This window comes from Dietzia sp. IN118 (assembly GCF_032905965.1).
In the GTDB taxonomy this organism is placed as follows: Bacteria; Actinomycetota; Actinomycetes; order Mycobacteriales; family Mycobacteriaceae; genus Dietzia; species Dietzia kunjamensis.
This window is the reverse complement of the sequence record NZ_JAUMSR010000001.1, coordinates 1,246,025-1,263,725: the sequence shown is the minus strand read 5'-3', so window position 1 is coordinate 1,263,725 and position 17,701 is coordinate 1,246,025. Positions and strand designations below refer to the sequence as shown.

General features: G+C 70.3%; 15 protein-coding genes. 5 read left to right on the top strand and 10 right to left on the bottom strand.

Translation table 11 applies throughout. The features are described from left to right. Positions 1–12 precede the first annotated feature (12 nt). Positions 13–1,167 (bottom strand): acyl-CoA dehydrogenase family protein, encoded by a 1,155-nt coding sequence (locus tag Q2K20_RS06155; protein WP_069390329.1) that lies wholly within the window; start codon positions 1,165–1,167, stop codon positions 13–15. 182 nt (positions 1,168–1,349) lie between these two features. On the opposite strand from Q2K20_RS06155, the gene Q2K20_RS06150 reads away from it, so the two are divergent. After that, complete coding sequence (locus Q2K20_RS06150; RefSeq protein ID WP_269500936.1) at positions 1,350–2,366, top strand: MaoC family dehydratase; 1,017 nt, start codon at positions 1,350–1,352, stop codon at positions 2,364–2,366. 26 nt (positions 2,367–2,392) lie between these two features. After that, positions 2,393–3,151: a FadR/GntR family transcriptional regulator gene (locus tag Q2K20_RS06145; RefSeq protein WP_159148176.1), complete on the top strand. Its 759-nt coding sequence runs from the start codon at positions 2,393–2,395 to the stop codon at positions 3,149–3,151. A gap of 19 nt (positions 3,152–3,170) precedes the next feature. Here the strand turns inward: Q2K20_RS06145 and fabG are convergent, their stop codons facing one another. From fabG to Q2K20_RS06130, 3 genes are read right to left on the bottom strand one after another with little or no spacing between them, the layout of a single operon-like run. Beyond that, positions 3,171–3,911, bottom strand: a complete 741-nt coding sequence (gene fabG, locus Q2K20_RS06140) for a 3-oxoacyl-ACP reductase FabG (protein ID WP_159148175.1) — start codon at positions 3,909–3,911, stop codon at positions 3,171–3,173. Further along, the gene (locus Q2K20_RS06135; protein ID WP_317176754.1) at positions 3,898–5,091 is read right to left on the bottom strand and encodes a CaiB/BaiF CoA-transferase family protein; all 1,194 of its coding nucleotides are present in this window, start codon (positions 5,089–5,091) and stop codon (positions 3,898–3,900) included. The genes fabG and Q2K20_RS06135 overlap by 14 nt, the downstream gene beginning before the upstream one ends. Next, positions 5,088–6,332 carry an acyl-CoA dehydrogenase family protein gene (locus Q2K20_RS06130; protein WP_269500935.1) on the bottom strand — a complete coding sequence of 415 codons (1,245 nt, stop codon included), beginning with the start codon at positions 6,330–6,332 and terminating at the stop codon, positions 5,088–5,090. Before Q2K20_RS06130 ends, Q2K20_RS06135 begins: the two co-directional genes overlap by 4 nt. 121 nt (positions 6,333–6,453) lie before the next feature. Here Q2K20_RS06130 and Q2K20_RS06125 point away from each other — a divergent pair, with 121 nt between their 5' ends. The 3 genes from Q2K20_RS06125 to Q2K20_RS06115 are packed head-to-tail and all read left to right on the top strand — an operon-like array spanning position 6,454 to position 9,923. Next, positions 6,454–7,620, top strand: a complete 1,167-nt coding sequence (locus Q2K20_RS06125; protein ID WP_269500934.1) for a CoA transferase — start codon at positions 6,454–6,456, stop codon at positions 7,618–7,620. Continuing rightward, positions 7,617–8,798, top strand: coding sequence for an acyl-CoA dehydrogenase family protein (locus tag Q2K20_RS06120; protein WP_067715640.1), 1,182 nt, complete (start codon positions 7,617–7,619; stop codon positions 8,796–8,798). Before Q2K20_RS06125 ends, Q2K20_RS06120 begins: the two co-directional genes overlap by 4 nt. Positions 8,799–8,819: 21 nt before the next feature. Beyond that, complete coding sequence (locus tag Q2K20_RS06115; RefSeq protein WP_067715642.1) at positions 8,820–9,923, top strand: zinc-binding dehydrogenase; 1,104 nt, start codon at positions 8,820–8,822, stop codon at positions 9,921–9,923. A gap of 214 nt (positions 9,924–10,137) precedes the next feature. Here Q2K20_RS06115 and Q2K20_RS06110 read toward each other — a convergent pair whose 3' ends face one another. The 6 genes from Q2K20_RS06110 to Q2K20_RS06085 all read right to left on the bottom strand — a co-directional run bounded on the left by Q2K20_RS06110 (position 10,138) and on the right by Q2K20_RS06085 (position 17,693). Further along, positions 10,138–11,280, bottom strand: coding sequence for a thiolase family protein (locus Q2K20_RS06110; RefSeq protein WP_069388699.1), 1,143 nt, complete (start codon positions 11,278–11,280; stop codon positions 10,138–10,140). A 69-nt stretch (positions 11,281–11,349) separates the two neighbouring features. Then, entirely contained in the window at positions 11,350–12,555 is a 1,206-nt protein-coding gene (locus Q2K20_RS06105; protein ID WP_067715648.1) for an acyl-CoA dehydrogenase family protein, read from the bottom strand. Between the two features lie 100 nt (positions 12,556–12,655). Next, positions 12,656–13,417, bottom strand: a complete 762-nt coding sequence (locus tag Q2K20_RS06100; RefSeq protein ID WP_067715710.1) for an SDR family NAD(P)-dependent oxidoreductase — start codon at positions 13,415–13,417, stop codon at positions 12,656–12,658. Between the two features lie 77 nt (positions 13,418–13,494). After that, positions 13,495–14,568 (bottom strand): phosphotransferase family protein, encoded by a 1,074-nt coding sequence (locus tag Q2K20_RS06095; protein ID WP_269500933.1) that lies wholly within the window; start codon positions 14,566–14,568, stop codon positions 13,495–13,497. Positions 14,569–14,635: 67 nt separating this feature from the next. After that, on the bottom strand, positions 14,636–16,003 hold the full coding sequence (locus Q2K20_RS06090) for an MFS transporter (protein ID WP_269500932.1): 1,368 nt from the start codon (positions 16,001–16,003) through the stop codon (positions 14,636–14,638). A gap of 1 nt (position 16,004) precedes the next feature. Further along, a complete protein-coding gene (locus tag Q2K20_RS06085; protein WP_269500931.1) occupies positions 16,005–17,693 on the bottom strand; it encodes a class I adenylate-forming enzyme family protein in 1,689 nt (562 codons plus the stop codon). Positions 17,694–17,701 lie beyond the last annotated feature (8 nt).

Below are 17,701 nucleotides of genomic sequence, written 5' to 3'. Positions count from 1 at the left end.
ACAGTCCTCTCCTCATTCCAACCCGCCACGTGCCACCAGTTGCGATGCGATGACGTTGCGCTGGATCTCGTTGGTCCCCTCGCCCACGATCATGAGCGGGGCGTCGCGGAAGTACCGCTCGATGTCGTACTCCGTGGAGTACCCGTAGCCGCCGTGGATCCGGACGGCGTCGAGCGCGATCTCCATCCCCACCTCGGAGGCGAAGAGCTTGGCCATCCCCGCCTCCATGTCGCAGCGCTCGCCGGCGTCGGCCTTCTCGGCGGCGAACAGGGTGAGCTGGCGGGCGGCGGTGAGCTTGGTGGCCATGTCGGCCAGGTGATGCCCGACGGCCTGGTGCTTCCAGATGGGTTGTCCGAAGGATTCGCGTTGCTGCGCGTACGCGAGGGAGTCCTCGAGCGCCGCGGCCGCGACGCCCAGCGCGCGGCTGGCCACCTGGATCCGGCCGGTCTCCAGGCCCTTCATCATCTGCGCGAAGCCCCTACCCGGTTCTGCTCCGAGGATTCGGGAGGCGGGGGTGCGGTACCCGTCGAAGGCGAGTTCGCACGTCTCGACTCCCTTGTACCCGAGTTTGGACAGGTCCTCGGAGACCGTCAGTCCGGGACCGTGCTCGACCAGGACGATAGAGATGCCCTGGTGTCTGGGCGTCGCGGACGGGTCGGTCTTGCACAGCAGAGCGATGAGGCCGGAGCGTCGCGCGTTGGAGATCCACGTCTTGGTGCCCGTGATCACGAGCTCCTCGCCCTGAGTCGTGGCGGTGGTGGTCATCGCCTGGAGATCGGATCCCCCGCCGGGCTCCGTCAGCGCCATGGTGGCCCGGATCTCACCGGTCGCCAACCGGGGAAGGTAGGTGGCTTTCTGCTCCTCGGTGCCGAACTCGGCGAGCAGTGTGGCGACCACGGTGTGCCCGCCCATGGCGCCGGCGAGTGACATCCACCCGCGGGCGAGTTCCTCGGTGATGCGGACGTAGCACGGCATCGAGACCGGCGTCCCCCCGAATTCCTCGGGCACCGCCAGGCCGTAGATGCCGATCGCCTTCATCTGCTCGATCCAGCGTTCGGGGTACTCGTTCGCGTGTTCCATCTCGCGCACGGACGGCTTGACCTCGCGATCGATGAACCGACGCACGGTCGCGACGAGGTAGGCCTCGTCATCGTTCAGGTCCGGCACGCAGAACACCTCGTCGTCGTCGTCACTTCGATCCGCCGGTCAGGCGGGCTCCGGACCTCATCGTCGCAACGCACCGCCCAATAGTCAATAATGATGCGCATGGTTTTGTGTAGAGTGTGAACGGTCAGCCGTCGGGCGCGCTGCCGCGCGACGCACGCCACCCGCGCCGGAAGGAGGCCGCGATGACCGGGAACCCCTCCCCGCAGGGGCCCGTCGTGGAGATCGGCGGCCCCTACTTCGACCAGCTCGAGGTGGGACAGGTCGTCGACACGGCCCCGGCGGTCACCCTGACCGACGGGCTGGCGGCCGCGCATCAGGCCGTCCTCGGTGACCGCCTGCGCCTGCCCCTGGACCGCCACCTGGCCCACGCGGTCACCGGCGCCGCGGTGGCGCACCCCGGGCTGGTGACCGACATCGCGATCGGTCAGTCCACCGTGGTGACCCACCGGGTCAAGGCCAACCTGTTCTATCGGGGCCTGCGCCTACTCACGGCTCCCCGGATCGGTGACACCCTCTCGACGCGGACCGAGGTGGTCGGTCTCAGGACCAACTCCCCCAGACCCGGCCGCGCGGCCACCGGATTGGCCGCGCTCCGGATCACCACCACCGACCAGGACGGCCGGACAGTCCTGGACTTCCACCGCTGCGCGATGCTGCCGCTGTCGCCGGGTGTCGATCCCGGGTCCTGCGTCCACGACGACGACCTGTCGGCCATCGGCGGCGACCACCGGCAGCCGTGGGCGTCGCCGCAGGGCTGGGACCTCGACGCCTACCGAGCCGCGCTCCCGCGCGGACTCACGCCGATCCCCGCGGCCGGCACCGTACTGCGCGTCGGCGCCGACGTGGTGTCCGACGCGCCGGCGCTGGCGCGACTGACGATGAACATCGCGCAGACGCATCACGACGGCCGCGCCTCGGGCTCCGGTCGGTTGGTCTACGGCGGCCACACCATCGGGCTCGCGCTCTCGCAGGCCACGCGCGCCCTGCCGTCCATGCTCACGGTGCTCGGGTGGCACTCGTGCGACCACGTCGGCTCAGTTCGCGAGGGCGACACCCTGAGCAGCGACATCGTGGTGGGCGCTGCGGTGGAGGCGGCAGGCGGTGGCACGGCGCTCGACCTCCGGTCGCTCGTGACCGCGCACCGGCAGGACGGCGACGCGCCCGTCCTGGACTGGACCTACACCGTGCTCATGCCCTGAGCCGGGAGACGGGGATAATGGTTGTCATGAGTTCAGGCAGCGGCGGCGGTCGCCCGGGGGTCGGCAGGCCCAAGAAGACGGCCCTGCTCGTCGCCCAGCAGATCGTCGAGGACATCTCCCGCCGCGGGAACACCGTCGGCGACCGGCTGCCCCCCGAGCACCTCATGTTGGAGGAGTACGGGGTCGGGCGCGGCACCCTCCGGGAATCGCTGCGCTACCTGGAGCTCCAGGGCGTCATCATGCTCAAGCCCGGCCCGGGCGGCGGCCCGGTCGTGCAGCAGCCCGACGGCGGCACCCTCGCCGCCAGCCTGAGCCTGCTCCTGCAGTTCGAGAACGCCCCGTTCTCGACGATCATGGAGGCCCGCGCGGCCCTCGAGCCGGGTATCGCGCGGCTGGCCACCACGCGGATCGACGACGCCGGTCTGGAACGACTCGCGGGGAACCTGCGTCAGACCCGGGACCGACTGGGCGACCCGGCGGCCTTCTCGGCCCACTCCGAGCTGTTTCACGAACTCATCGCCTGGAGCTCCGGCAACGCCCTCTTCGGGTATCTCTTCGACGCGCTGACGGGCCTCATCGCCGGCGCCTCGATGGGGATCAGCTACCCGAAGCGCCAGCGCGAACTGACCTGCGACATCCACGGGGACATCTACGCCGCGATCGCCGATCGCGACGCGGACACCGCCTCCCGGCTGATGTCCGTGCACATCGACGAGCACACCACGTACCTCGAGAAGCGGTTCCACTCCGAGCTCGCCCAGCCGATCCGCTGGGACCTCGGCTGAGCGGCCCGGTCCCGCACACTCAGATGTGCCGCCCGCCCGTGATCTCCAGGACGGTGCCGGTCATGTAACTGGACATGTCACTGGCGAGGAACAGCACCACCTGCGCGACCTCGCTCGGCTCGGCTGCGCGCCCCATGGGGATCTCGGCCAACTTCTCCTCCCAGACGTGCTCGGGCATGGCCAGCGTCATGGCGGTGCGGATGAGCCCCGGCTGGACCGCGTTGACGCGCACCCCCGCGAACGCCACCTCCTTGGCCGCCGCCTTGGTGAGCCCCACGATCCCGGCCTTGGCTGCGGAGTAGTTGGTCTGGCCGACGAGACCGACCTTGCCGGAGATCGACGAGATGTTGACGATCGCCCCTCCCCCGTGCCCGCGCATCCGGCCGGCGGCGGCGCGGGTGCCGTTCCACGTGCCCTTGAGGTGGATGGCGATGATGTCGTCGAACTGCTGCTCGGTCATCTTGCGCATGGTCGCGTCACGGGTGATGCCCGCGTTGTTGACGAACACCCCCAGCGGCCCGAACGCCTCCTCGGCCACGTCGATCATCGCCTCGACCGCCGCTCCGTCCCGGACGTCGCAGTGGACGTAGCGCGCGGTGTCCTGCCCGCCCAGGTCGGCGACGGCCGCGGCGCCCGCCTCGTCGTCGATGTCGCCGATCACCACCCGCGCGCCCTGGTCGATGAACGTCCGGGCGATCTCCAACCCGATGCCGCGCGCGGCCCCGGTGACGACTGCGGTCTTGCCCTCAAGTAGTCCCATGATGCGTGTCCTCTTCTCGTGCGTTCGCGCCCAGTTCCGCCAGGATCGCGTCGGTGTGCTGCCCCAGTGCGGGAACGGGCCCCATGGGCAGCTCTACATCGGTGAAGGTCATCGGCGGGAGCAGACCGCGGACCGGACCCGCGGGCGTCTCGACGTCCCGCCACCGATCCCGCGCCGCGAGTTGCGGGTGGTCGACCAGCCCGGCGACGTCGTTGAGCCGCCCCGCCGGGACGCCGAACTCGTCGAGCCGGTCGGCCAGCTCCACAGAGCCGTACCCCATGGTCAGGGAGCCGATCAGCGCGTCCACCTCGGCCCTCCGGGCGACGCGAGCGATGTTGGTGGCGTACCTTTCGTCGTCGACCAACTCCGGCCGCCCCAACACATCGCGCACCAGCGCGGCCCATCCCCGGTCGTTCTGGACGCCGATCAACACCTGCCCGTCGCGGGTCGGGAACGCGTCGTACGGGCAGATCGACGCGTGGGACAGTCCCATCCGCTCGACCTGTCTCCCCGCATACATCCGGGTGTACATGGGGTGGCCCATCCACTCGGCGGTGGCCTCGAACATGGACACCTCGACGGTGGCCCCGCGCCCGGTCCGTTCCCGCCGGAAGAGCGCCGACAGGATCGCCGACAGGATCGCCGACAGGGCGTACATCCCGGTGGCGATGTCGGACACCGGGACCCCGGTCTTGGCGGCGGCCTCGGGGGTGCCGGTGATCGAGCACAGCCCGGACTCGGCCTGCACGAGCATGTCGTAGGCCTTGCGGTCCGTGTACGGACCGCCGTCTCCGTAGCCGGAGATGGTGACGACGACGAGGTCCTTCCGTCGCTCACGTAGCGCCGTCGCCCCGAATCCCAACCGGTCCATCGCCCCGGGCGCCAGGTTGCTGATCACCACGTCTGCCCGGTCGACCAGGGCCAGCGCGGTCTCCCTGCCGCCCGGCGAGGCGAGGTCGAGTTCGATCGACTCCTTGCCCCGGCCCAGCCACACGAAGTGGGAGGCCAGCCCGTGCACGGCGTCGTCATAGGCACGGGCGAAGTCACCCTCCCCCGGGCGTTCGATCTTGATGACGCGCGCGCCGAGGTCGGCCAGGTGCCGGGTGGCCAGGGGCGCGGCGACGGCCTGCTCCACCGCGACCACGGTGATACCCGCCAGCGGAAGGGGCTCGGCGGTCACCGGGGACCCGCGTCCCGCATCGCCCCGCGCACGAGGCCACCGCCGATGATGAGGCGCTGGATCTCGCTCGTGCCCTCGTACAGGCGGAGCAGTCGGACGTCACGGTAGATCCGCTCCACCGCCACGCCCCGCATGTAGCCCGTGCCGCCGTGGATCTGGACCGCCTTGTCCGCGACGTCGGCGACCATCTCGGTGCAGTACAGCTTGGCCACCGAGGGGGCGATCCTGCGGTCCTCGCCGGAGACGTACTTGGCGGCGGCCTCGCGGACGAGGGCACGGCCCGCCATGACGCCGGTCTGCTGGTCGGCGAGCATCCCCTGGACCAGTTGGAACCCGCCGATGGCCTCGCCACCCTGGGTGGTGGTCGCCGCGAAGGCGAGCGACTCGTCGAGCGCCCGCTGCGCCGATCCCACGGCGACGGCGGCGATGTGGATGCGGCCGCGGGCCAGCGAGGTCATCGCCGCCCGGTACCCGGCGTCCTCGTCGCCCCCCACCAGGGCGGTGGCGGGTACGCGCACACCCCGGAAGTCCACCTCGGCGGTCCACGCGCCCTCCTGCCCCATTTTCTTGTCCCTGGGGCCGACACTCACGCCCGGGGCGTCCGCCGGGACGAGGAACACGGCGATCCCCGTCCCGCCGGCATCGGCGGGACGGGTACGTGCGAACACGATGAACAGATCCGCCAGCGGGGCGTTGGTGATGAAACGCTTGGTGCCGTCGATGATCCAGTCACCGCCTTCACTGCCCGCACCGCCGTCTCGCACGGCCTTCGTGGTCAGCCCGGCGGGGTTCGAGCCGGCGCCGTCCTCGGTCAGGGCGAACGAGGCGATGACCTCGCCGGAGGCGATCCGCTCGAGCCATTCAGCCTTCTGGGCGTCGGTGCCGAAGTTCACGAGAACCTGGCCGGCGATCCCGTTGTTGGTTCCGAACAACGACCTCATGGCCAGCGTCGTGTAGCCGAATTCCATCGCCAACTCGACATCCTGGGTCAGGTCGAGGCCCAACCCGCCCCACTGCTGTGGGATCGCGTACCCGAACAAGCCCATGTCGGCCAGGTCTGCACGGATGTCGTCGGGGACCGCGTCGGTGTCGGCGATCTCCCGCTCTCGGGGCACGACCACCGAACGGATGTATTCACGCGTGGTCGCGAGGATGGCCGCGAAGTCTTCCGCGTCGACCTCCGTGTCGCTCTCCGTGTCTGTGTCGACCACGGGGGTCGCGCTGCTCGGCTGCTCGCTCATGGTCTCGCCCCTGTCCGCCGCCGATGAGTGTCGCGGAACACAATCCACGCTGTACGCTTCAAACTATTATCAGGATTTGCACCGCGGGGCAACCGGCCCGCCGCACCACCGGGAGCCGTTGATGACAGAGCCCTCCGCATCCCGACCGCTGGACGGGATCCGCGTCGTCGAGCTCTCGAGCTTCGTCGCCTCACCCTTGTGCGGACTCACGCTGGCGCAGCTCGGCGCCGAGGTCATCCGGGTCGACCCGGTGGGTGGCGCGGCGGACGTGAACCGGTGGCCCCTGGCGCCCGACGGGACGTCGATCTACTGGACCGGGCTCAACCGGGGCAAGGCCTCGGTCACTCTCGATCTGCGCTCCGACGACGGCCGGCGGGCGTTCCGCGAGCTCGTCACCGCGCCCGGCGAGGGTGGGGGGATCCTCGTGACGAACTCGGGCGGGCGGTCGTGGATGAGTCACGACGTCCTGGCCGGATCCCGACCCGACCTCATCAGCCTGGAGCTCCTCGGTCGCCGCGATGGCCGCCCGGCGGTCGACTACACCGTCAACGCCGCCCTCGGTTTCCCCGCCATCACCGGCCCCGGCTCGGGCCGCGTCGTCAACCACGCCCTGCCGGCCTGGGACCTGGCCGCCGGACTGCACGCGGCGCTGGCCGTGGTGGCCGCCGTCCGCGAACGTGAGCGGACCGGCCGCGGGCGGCGGATCGTCCTGCCCCTCGACGACGTCGCGCTGGCCACCGCGGGGACACTCGGGTACCTCACCGAACCACAGCTCGACGGGTCGTCGCGGCCTGCCGTGGGCAATCACGTCTACGGGACCTTCGGCACGGACTTCACCACCTGCGACGGCGGTCGGTTCATGATCGTCGCCCTGACCGCCCGGCACTTCCACGACCTGGCCCGCCTCACGGGCACCCGGGAGGCCGTCGACGCGCTCGAGACCGCGACCGGCGCCGACTTCACGGAAGAGTCCGACCGCTACTCCTATCGCGAGGTCCTCGCCGCACTGTTCGCCCGCTGGTTCTCCGCCCACACCACCGACGAGGTCGCGCGGGCCCTGGACGACTCGGTGGTGCTGCACGAGCGCTACCGCACGTTCGCCGAGGTCGTCTCGGAGGGCGAACTCGAGGCCAACCCCCTCTTCTCCCGCCTCGACCAACCCGGCATCGGCCCCTATCTGGCCGCCGCGTATCCGGCGACGTTCGACGGGGACCACCTCGCCACGGGCCCGGCGCCCTCCCTCGGCGCGGACAACGACCGACTCACACCGGGAGGACGATCCGGATGACCCACAAACCCACCGCCCGCGAGGACGTTCCCGTCTACCTCACGGAGGAGCGCCTCGCGATCAGGGACCTCGCACGCGACTTCACCGCCAGAGAGGTCCTCCCGGTCGCGAACCGCCTGGACCCGGAGAAAGGCGACATCCCGGACGAGCTACGGCAGAAGATGGCCGACATGGGCTTCTTCGGGATCATGATCGACGAGGAGCACGGCGGCCTGGGACTGGGCGTCTTCGAGTACTGCCTGGTCGCCGAAGAGCTGGCCCGCGGGTGGCTGTCGGTGTCCGGTCTGCTCGCGCGGGGAAACGGCATGGGCGGAGGGTTCACCGCCGAGCAGCAGGCCCGCCTGCTCCCCCGCGTCGCCCGCGGCGAATGGCTGGGTGCGTACGCGCTCTCGGAGGCCGAGGCGGGATCCGACGTCGCCAACATCTCGTGCCGCGCCGTCCGCGACGGCGACGCCTGGGTGATCAACGGGACCAAGATGTGGTGCACCTACGCCGACCAGGCCGACTACCTCGTCCTGTTCGCCCGCACCGATCCGGACCGCGACCCGGACAAGCCGCACCGGGGCATCTCGACCTTCCTGGTGGAGAAGGAGCGCGGCTCCTTCCCCTCCGGCATCAGCGGCAACCCGGTCCGCAAGATCGGTTACTTCGGCTGGCAGACCTGGGAGTTGTCCTTCGACGACTTCCGGATCCCCGCGTCGTCGCTGCTCGGCGAGGAGGGCAAGGGCTTCTACATGGCGGTGTCCGGTCTCGAAGTGGGGCGTGCCCACACCGCGGCCCGCGCGATCGGACTCGCCCGCGCCGCACTGGAGGACTCGATCGCCTACGTCGCCACCCGGGAGCAGTTCGGTCAGCCGATCGGCCAGTTCCAGTATCTGCGCTTCGAGATCGCCAAGATGGCCGCGGACATCGAAGCCGCGCGTCAGCTCATGTACTCGGTGGCCACCGCGATCGACTCGGGACGGCGGTGTTCGCTCGAGGCCGCCATGTGCAAGCTCGTGGCCACCGAGATGGCCGAGCGGGTCACGTCGCAGGGCGTCCAGATCCACGGGGGTGCCGGCTACACCACCGACTTTCAGGTGGAACGGCACTGGCGCGACGCCCGCCTCACCAGGATCTTCGAGGGCACCAGCGAAATCCAGATGCGGATCATCTCGGACGAGCTCCTCGGCCGCTGAACGCTGCGTACAGTCGGCCCCATGAGAGCTGCGGTGTGCGTTGAGACCGGGTCCCCGCTGGTGATCGAGGACATCCCGATCCCGGAACCGCGCGCCGGCGAGGTCCTGGTCCACAACCACGCCTGCGGGGTCTGCCACACGGACCTGCACGTGATGAAGGGCGAGGTCGGGTTCCCGCTGCCGGGAGTCCTGGGCCACGAGATCTCCGGCGTCGTCGCCGAGGTCGGCGCCGGGGTCACCCACGTCCGGCCCGGCGACCGGGTGGTCGGCTCGTTCATCATGCCGTGCGGATCGTGCGAGAACTGCGCCCGCGGCATGGAGGACATCTGCTCCACGTTCTTCGAGTACAACCGCCTGCGCGGCACCCTGTACGACGGCGAGACGCGCCTGCACCGGGCCTCCGGCGAACCGTTGTCCATGTACTCGATGGGCGGGCTGGCCGAGTACAGCGTCACGCCCGCCACCGCGGTGTTCGCCCTCCCCGAGCAGCTCGACCTCACCGATTCCGCCATCCTCGGGTGTTCGATGTTCACCGCCTACGGAGCGGTCCGCAACGTGGGCGACGTCCGGACCGGGGAATCCGTTGCGGTGGTGGCGGTCGGTGGGGTCGGTCAGAACATCGTCCAGCTGTCGGCGGTCAGTGGCGCGGAGTCGGTGATCGCGATCGACGTGGACGACGACAAGCTCGCCCTCGCGCGCCGCATGGGCGCCACCCACACCGTCAACTCGCGTGAGGCCGACGCCACCGAGGCGATCATGGAGATCACCGGCGGACGCGGGGTGGACGTCGCCTTCGAGGCGCTGGGGTCGGCGGCCACCACCCGGCAGGCGACCGACATCGCCCGCGAGGGCGGGCGGGTCGTGGTCGTGGGCATCCCCCCCGCGGGCACCACGCTCGACGTGGACCTGGCCCGCATCGTGCGTCGCAAGATCCAGATCAAGGGCTCGTACGGCGCCCGCGCCCGTCAGGACGTTCCGGCGCTCGTGCGCCTGTTGGCGGCGGGGAAGCTCGACCTGGGCGGCATGATCTCCCGGCGCGTCCCGCTGGCCGAGGCTCCGGAGACCTACCAGGCGCTCGACCGCGGTGAGGTGCTCGGCCGGGCGGTCGTCCTCACCGGCGACTGAGCCGCCCGCGCACCCGGCGACTGAGCCGCCCGCGCACCCGGCGGCATCCGCGCGCGCCCCTGCCCGCAGCCGCACGAGCGCCTGTACGCCCACAACACAGCCGCCCCCGACGCTGAACGCCGGCCTGCGCATCTGCGCACGCCAGACGCCATCGTCGGGAGCGGCTGTGTCTCCAATGGCAGCCGCTCGCGCGGCTGCCCGGTGGGGGCTCGGATCAGAGCAGTTCGATGATGGTGGCGTTGGCCTGGCCGCCGCCCTCACACATCGTCTGCAGGCCGTACTTGATGCCCTCGTTCTTCATGTGATGGACGAGGTCGGCGAAGATCCGGGCGCCGGAGCCACCGAGCGGGTGCCCGAGGGCGATGGCGCCGCCGTTCGGGTTGAGCTTCGCCGGGTCCGCCCCGGTCTCGGCCAGCCACGCCATCGGCACGGACGCGAACGCCTCGTTGACCTCGTACACGCCGATGTCGTCGATGGACAGTCCGGACTTGGCCAGCGCCTTGGCGGTGGCGGGGATCGGAGCGGTGAGCATGATGACCGGGTCGTCACCGGCGAGCGTGGCGGTGTGCACCCGCGCGATCGGTGTGCACCCGTACTTGGCGGCCGCCTCCTCGCTCATCACGAGGATCGCCGCGGCGCCGTCCGAGATCTGCGAGGCGTTGCCGGCGTGGATCACACCGTCTTCCTTGAACGGGGTCTTGAGCCCGGCCAGCCCCTCGACGGTGCTGCCGCGGCGGATGCCCTGGTCGGTGTCGAAGACGCCGTCCGGGGTGGTCACCGGCACGATGTGCCCGGCGAAGAACCCGGCGTCCTGCGCGGCGGCGGCCTTCTCGTGCGACGCCACGGCGAACTCGTCGAGCTGGGTGCGCGTGAAGCCCCACCGCTCGGCGATCATCTCGGCACCGACGCCCTGGTTGGGGGCCGTGCCGTCGTAGCGGTCGAGGAACGCCTGACCGTAGGGGAACGACTCGGAGGAGACGTGCGAGCCCATCGGCACCCGCGTCATCGACTCGACGCCGCCGGCCACCACCACGTCGTGGAAGCCTGCCTCCACCACGGCCACCGCGAAACTCAGCGCCTGCTGCGACGAGCCACACTGCCGGTCGATCGTCACGCCGTTGACCGTCTCCGGCCATCCCGCCGACAGGGCGGCGGTCCGGGCGATGTCCCCGGCCTGCTCCCCGGCCTGGGTGACACAACCCCAGATGACGTCCTCGACGATCGATCCGTCGATCCCGGCGCGCTCGGCCAGCGCCGTGAGAACGGTCCCTGACAGATCGGCGGGATGCACCCCGGCCAGTCCACCCTTGCGCTTGCCCACCGCGCTGCGCACGGCCTCCACGATTACTGCACCCATGTTCTGCACTTCCTTGTCTCTGCGGTTCCGGCGCCGGGCGGCACCGACCGTTACTGGGACATCCTAGTTTTATCCGACGTACGGCGGGGTCTTCTTCAGCTCTCCGCGCGCGATGGTGCGACGGTGGACGGCGTCCGGTCCGTCGACGATCCGCAGCGCGCGCGCCCAGGCGTAGAAGTACGCCAGCGGGGTGTCGCCGGAGACGCCGGCGCCGCCGAAGATCTCGATGGCCCGGTCGATCACGGCACAGGCGACCTGCGGGGCGATCACCTTGATGGCGGAGATCTCGAACCGCGCCTCCTTGGCGCCGACGGTGTCGATCATCCAGGCGCAGTGCTGCACCTGCAGCCGCGCCTGGTCGATCTCGATGCGCGAGTTGGCGATGTGCTCCTGCACCACGCCCTGGCTCGCCAGCGACCCACCGAACGCGTGCCGGGACTTGGCGCGGTCGACCATCAGGGCCAGCGCCCGCTCGGCCATGCCGATGGCGCGCATCGCGTGGTGGATGCGGCCCGGCCCGAGACGGGCCTGGGCGATCGCGAACCCGGCGCCCTCCTCGCCGAGGAGATTCGACACGGGCACCCGCACGTCGGAGAACACGATCTCACAGTGACCGTGCTGGTCCTGGTATCCGAACAGCGGCAGGTTGCGCTCGATGGTCAGGCCCGGGGTGTCCCGGGGCACGAGGACCATCGACTGCTGCCGGTGGGTCTCGGCGGACTCGTCGGTCTTGCCCATGACGATGAGGATCTCGCAGCGGGTGTCGGCGATGCCGGTGATCCACCACTTGCGACCGTTGATCACGTACTCGTCGCCCTCGCGCCGGATGACGGTCTGGATGTTGGTGGCATCCGAGGAGGCGACGTCGGGCTCGGTCATGGCGTACGCCGAGCGGATCCTGCCCTCCTTGAGCGGCTCGAGGTACTTGGCCTTCTGCTCGTCGGTGCCGAACAGGTGGAAGGTCTCCATGTTCCCGGTGTCGGGGGCCTGCGAGTTGATCGCCTCCGGCGCGATGACGGGCGACCAGCCCGTGATCTCCGAGACGGCGGCGAACTCGAGGTTGGAGATCCCGGACCACTCGGGCAGGAAGAGGTTCCACAGCCCACGGCGCCGGGCCTCTGCCTTGAGGTCCTCCATGACCGGCGGGTAGGCGTTGTCCCCGTGCTCACGCAGGTACTCGGCCCAGACGGGCTCGGCGGGGAAGACGTGCTCCCGCATGAACTCCCACATGTTCTCCTGCAGCTCGATGCTGCGCTGACTGTGAGCGAATTCCATGTCTTTACTCCTGTAGAAGCGTGCCGCGGCGGCCCGCCGCGGGCGGGATGAGTGAAGTGGTGACTGCGTCAGTGCTGGGTTGGTTCAGTGCAGAGTCGGTTCAATGCATAGTCATCCCGCCGTCGACCACGAGCGTGGTCCCGGTGATGAACGACGATGCGTCGGAGGCGAGGAAGAGCAGCGCGGAGTCGAGCTCGGGCTGGAGCCCCAGCCGACCGAAGATGGTGCTGCCGGTGATGTCCGCGAGCATCTTCTCCGGGATCTCGTCGGTCATCTCGGAGGCGAAGTACCCGGGGGCCAGCGCGTTGACGCGGATACCGCGGCGGCTGCCCCACTGCGCGGCGAGGTCGCGGGTCAGCCCGAGCACGGCCGCCTTGGTCGCCGAGTAGGCGGCCTGCGGCGCGAAGCCGGCGGTCAGGCCCAGGACGCTCGCGACGTTGACGATGCTCGCGCCCGGCTCCATGACGGCCGCGCACTCCTTGGCCGCCCAGTAGGCGCCGTTCAGGTTGACGTCCACCACGCCGCGGAACTGCTCGGGGGTCTCCTTGAGCGCGGGCACGGCGGTCCCGATGCCGGCGTTGTTGACCAGCACGTCGATGCGTCCGTGGGTGTCCATCGTGTCGCGGACCATCGCCGCGCACGCCTCGGGGTCGGCGACGTCGCACGCCACGGTCGAGGCGGTGCCGCCGGCGGCGCGCAGTTCCTCGGCGAGGGCGTCGAGCCGCTCGCGGCGCCGGGCCGCCAGGACGACCGTGGCACCGGCCGAGGACAGGGCCCGCGCGAAGCCGGCCCCGAGCCCGGACGACGAGCCCGTGATCACCACGACGCGGCCGTCCAGCCGGAAACGGTCGAGCACGGGCAGCGCGACCTGCGGACCCGTCCTCGGATCGACCGGGGTGGGCGCTGCGGATACCGGCGTGCCGGAGGTGGACTCGGCCATCAGTTGGTCACCTTCCTGGAGTCGAGGATCGAGTGGCCGTGGTCGACCAGCTCGCGGATCTGCGGGCCGATGTCGCCGAAGTCCTGACCGGCCATGTCGCCGGCCTCGGAGCGCGTCGCCACGCCCTGGGCGATCGCCGCGAACTTGAACGTGGCGAACGCCAGGTACCACGGCATGTGGGACGGATCGGTATCGGTGGCCGCGCAGTACCGGTCGAGCAACCGCTGCGGTCCGGGCCAGCCCGGCTCAGTGGTGATGCTGGGGATGAGCGGCACGGTCGGCCCGTTCGGGTCACCCCAGTACAGAACCGTCTGCGCGAGGTCGGCGACCGGATCACCGAGGGTGGACAGCTCCCAGTCGAGGATCGCCTTGATGCGCCCCGGGTCGTCGGGGTCGACGACGTAGTTGTCGAGCCGGTAGTCACCGTGGATGATCCGCGACGACGGCGAGGTGGGCATGCTCTCGCCGAGACGCGCGGCCAGGTCGGGCAGCCGGTCGGCTCGAACGGAGTCGGACGCCTTCTCGGATTGCCCGAGCCAGCGTCGCAGCTGCCGCTCCAGATAGCCGTCCGGGCGACCGAGATCCCCCAGGCCCACCGCGTTCTGGTCCACCGCGTGGAGCGCGACCATCGCGTCGATCTGGGCGTCCGCCATGGCCGCCTTGTCGTCGTCGGATTCGGCGAAGCCCGCCGGCAGCGCGTCACGGATGACGTGGCCAACCACCTTCTCCATCACGTAGTACGGCACGCCCAGGTCCTCACCGGTGGTCTCGTTGAGCACCACCTTCGCGACCGGCACGTCCGTGTCCGCCAACCCGAGCTGGATCCGCGCCTCGCGGCCCATGTCGTGCGCGCTGGGCAGGAGCTCGCCCGTCGGCGGCCGCCGCAGGATCAACTCCCCCGCCTCGGAGCGGAGCGTGAACGTGAGGTTGGACTTGCCGCCGGCGATGAGGTCGGCGTCGAAGTCCGCCCAGACCTGGTCACCCGTGGCCTCGGCGATCTTCGGCCCCACGACGTCGGGGCGGAGCAACTGGTCGACGGACAGTCCCGTGGACTCGGACGATGAAGTGGTCATGGCGTGGATCCTCGCGGTTGATGGGCGACCGGGCGGGCGGTTCGGGTGGATCAGTTGTGGCCGACGCTCAGTTGTGGCCGACACGGTGCAGGTCGTGACCCCGGGTCTCCTTCATGAAGGCGGTCGCGACCATCGTCGCCACGCACAGGGCGATGATGTAGGCGCTGATCATCCAGTACAGATCCCACTCGATGAACTGGGCGTTGAGGTACGGCGCACTGCCGCCGAAGACCGCCACCGACAGGGAGTACGCGAACCCGATGCCCGCCGTGCGCATCTTGGTGGGGAACGCCTCCGACATGAAGGAGGACAGGATCGAGCCGGCGGCCGCGACCAGGGTCATGGCGACGAGCGAGGCGAGGAACAGCGTCCACGGGCGGTCGTCGATCATCCCCATGAGCATCGGCGTGGTGATGATCGTGCCGATGGCGAAGATGAAGATGACCGGGCGCCGGCCGATGTGGTCCGAGAGCAGACCCCACAGCGGGAGGGTGCACAGGGCGATGAGCTGGCTGCCGAAGATCGCCCAGAACGCGGCCTCCGAGTCCATGTCACGCTGCGTGATGGCGAACGTCGAGGCGTAGGAGCTCCAGGTGTAGTGCGCGACGGTGATGCCGGATACCATGGCCACGACCAGCGCGATGGCGCCGGCGAGCTTGCGCCGCGAGAACGTGGCGACCGGGGAGGTCGGATCGGCGGCAGCGGCCGCGGCGGCCTTGTCGAAGACGTCGGACTCCTCCATGCCGGACCGCAGGTACAGCACGAACAGCGCGAATACGGCGCCGAGCAGGAACGGCACACGCCAGCCCCACTCGCCGACGGCGGACTCGGAGAGCACGGCGGTGATGCCGCCGCCGATGCCGTAGGCGATCACGGTGCCGCCCATGATGGCGACGAACACGAGGCTGCCCCACATGCCGCGACGGTGCGGCGGTGCGATCTCGGCGACGTAGCTGTAGGCGGTGGCCGACTCGCCACCGTGGGCGAAGCCCTGGATCATGCGGCACAGGAGCAGCAGCGCCGAGGCGAAGATCCCGAGCGTCTCGTAGCTCGGGAGCAGGCCGATGAGCAGGCTGGCGCCGGCCATCATGAGCATGGTGGTGATGAGGACGAACTTGCGTCCGCGCACGTCCGCGATCCGGCCGAAGACGATCCCGCCCAGCGGGCGCATGAGGAACCCGACCGCGAAGACGGCGAACGTGGCCAGCAGCGCCGAGACCGGGTTCTCGTTGTTGAACATCACGGCGGCGATGTACGGGGCGAAGACCGCGTAGGCGGTCCACTCGTACCACTCGAACAGCTGCCCGGTGGTACTGGCGGCCAGCGAGCGGACGCTGCCGCGGTTCGCCTTGTCGGACTGGTGTGGGGCTGCGGTGGCGGCGGTGGTGGCGCCGGCCCGCCCGCGGTCGTCGGGGTCGATGGTGGCCTCGGCCATGTCAGTTCCCTTCGGTGGGAGTGGAGGAGTGGGAGGGGGTGTGTTCGTCGCGGAGTTCGCGACGGCGGATCTTTCCGGTCTGGGTTTTGGGGAGCTCGCCGACGACGTGGACCTCGCCCGGCCGCTTGTAGGCGGCGAGCCGATCCGAGGCGAACGCGATCAGCTCGTCCTCGGTCGCCGTCCGCCCGGCCTTGAGCGAGACGAACGCGACGACCTTCTCGCCGCGGTACTCGTCCGGCAGTCCCACGACGGCGGCCTCGAACACCGCGTCGTGCTCGTACAGGGCGTCCTCGACCTCCCGCGGCCAGACTTTGTAACCGGAGGCGTTGATCTGGTCCTTGAGGCGGTCCACGAGGTACACCCAGCCGTCGGCGTCCATGACAGCGACATCGCCGGTGTGCAGCCGGCCGCCGGGCATGGTCGAGGCCGTAGCGGCCTCGTTGCGCCAGTAGCCGGACACGATCTGCGGTCCCGACAGGACGAGCTCGCCCTGTTCGCCCGGGGCGACCGGCTGGTCGTCGACGCCGACGACCTCGGCGCCGATCCCCGGCAGCGGCACGCCGATGGACAGGGTGCCGCTGGTCTCGTCGACCGGCGCCCGCGACCCGGGCGGCACCGCGATGACCCCGGAGGTCGTCTCGGTCATGCCGTATCCGTTGTGGATGTAGTGGCCGAACCGCTCCGCGAAGCGCTCGACCGTCGACGGCGGGATGGGCGCGCCCCCGCTGTAGAGGGTCTTGACCGACGCGAAGTGCTCCGGTCCCGCCTCGTCGAGGCGCATGAGCGCGTTGTAGGCGGTGATGGATCCGATGGTGAAGGTGACCCCGTGTTCGCGGAACGCGTCGAGCATGACGCCGGGCCGGAAACGTCCGGCGAAGACGAGGGTGGAGTCGGTGATCAGCGCGACGGTGGCGTTGATGACGGCGCCGGTGATGTGGAACAGCGGGGCGATCGCCAGCACCACGTCGCCCGGGACGAGATCCACGAAGTCGGCGAAGCTCCGCGCGACCGCGATGACGTTGGCATGCGAGTTCATCGCCCCCTTGGGCGGCCCGGTGGTTCCCGAGGTGTAGGTGAGAAGCGCGAGGTCGTCGGGGGTGACCTCCGCCGGCTCCGGCGTGCGTCCCTCGAACTCGCGGATCAGGGAGACCAGATCGCCGTCCGGCGAGGGCTCGACCTGCTGGTCGTCGCCGAACGCGCGGGGGTCGTTCCGGGCCTGCAGGTCCCGCTCGCTCGTACTGAGGACCCATGCGACGTCGGTACCGCTCACGGCGTCGCGGATCGCGGAGGCGTCCCGATCCGTGGCGATGATCCCCACCGCACCGGAGTCCTCGACGGGCAACCGGAGTTCGCGGCCGAAGTACATCGGGTTGAGGACCACTGCGGCGGCGCCGATCTTCCACAGCGCCAGCATCGCCAGCGCGTACTGCGGGATGTTCTGCAGGTGGATGCCGACGCGGTCACCGGGCGCCACCCCGCGGACCTGCAGGGCGGTGGCGAGCGCATCCGCCATGGCGTCGACCTCGCGGGCCGACAGCGTGGTGTCGAAGTACGCGACGGCGGCCCTGTCCGGCGAGGAGTCGACACGCTCACGCCAGGCGTCCACGAGCGTCGACCGCCGCGTCACGAGACTCTCGTCGAGCCCCGGTCGGTACAGCGTGCGCCACGGCCGCGGGTCTTCCTGGCTCATCCTCGCTC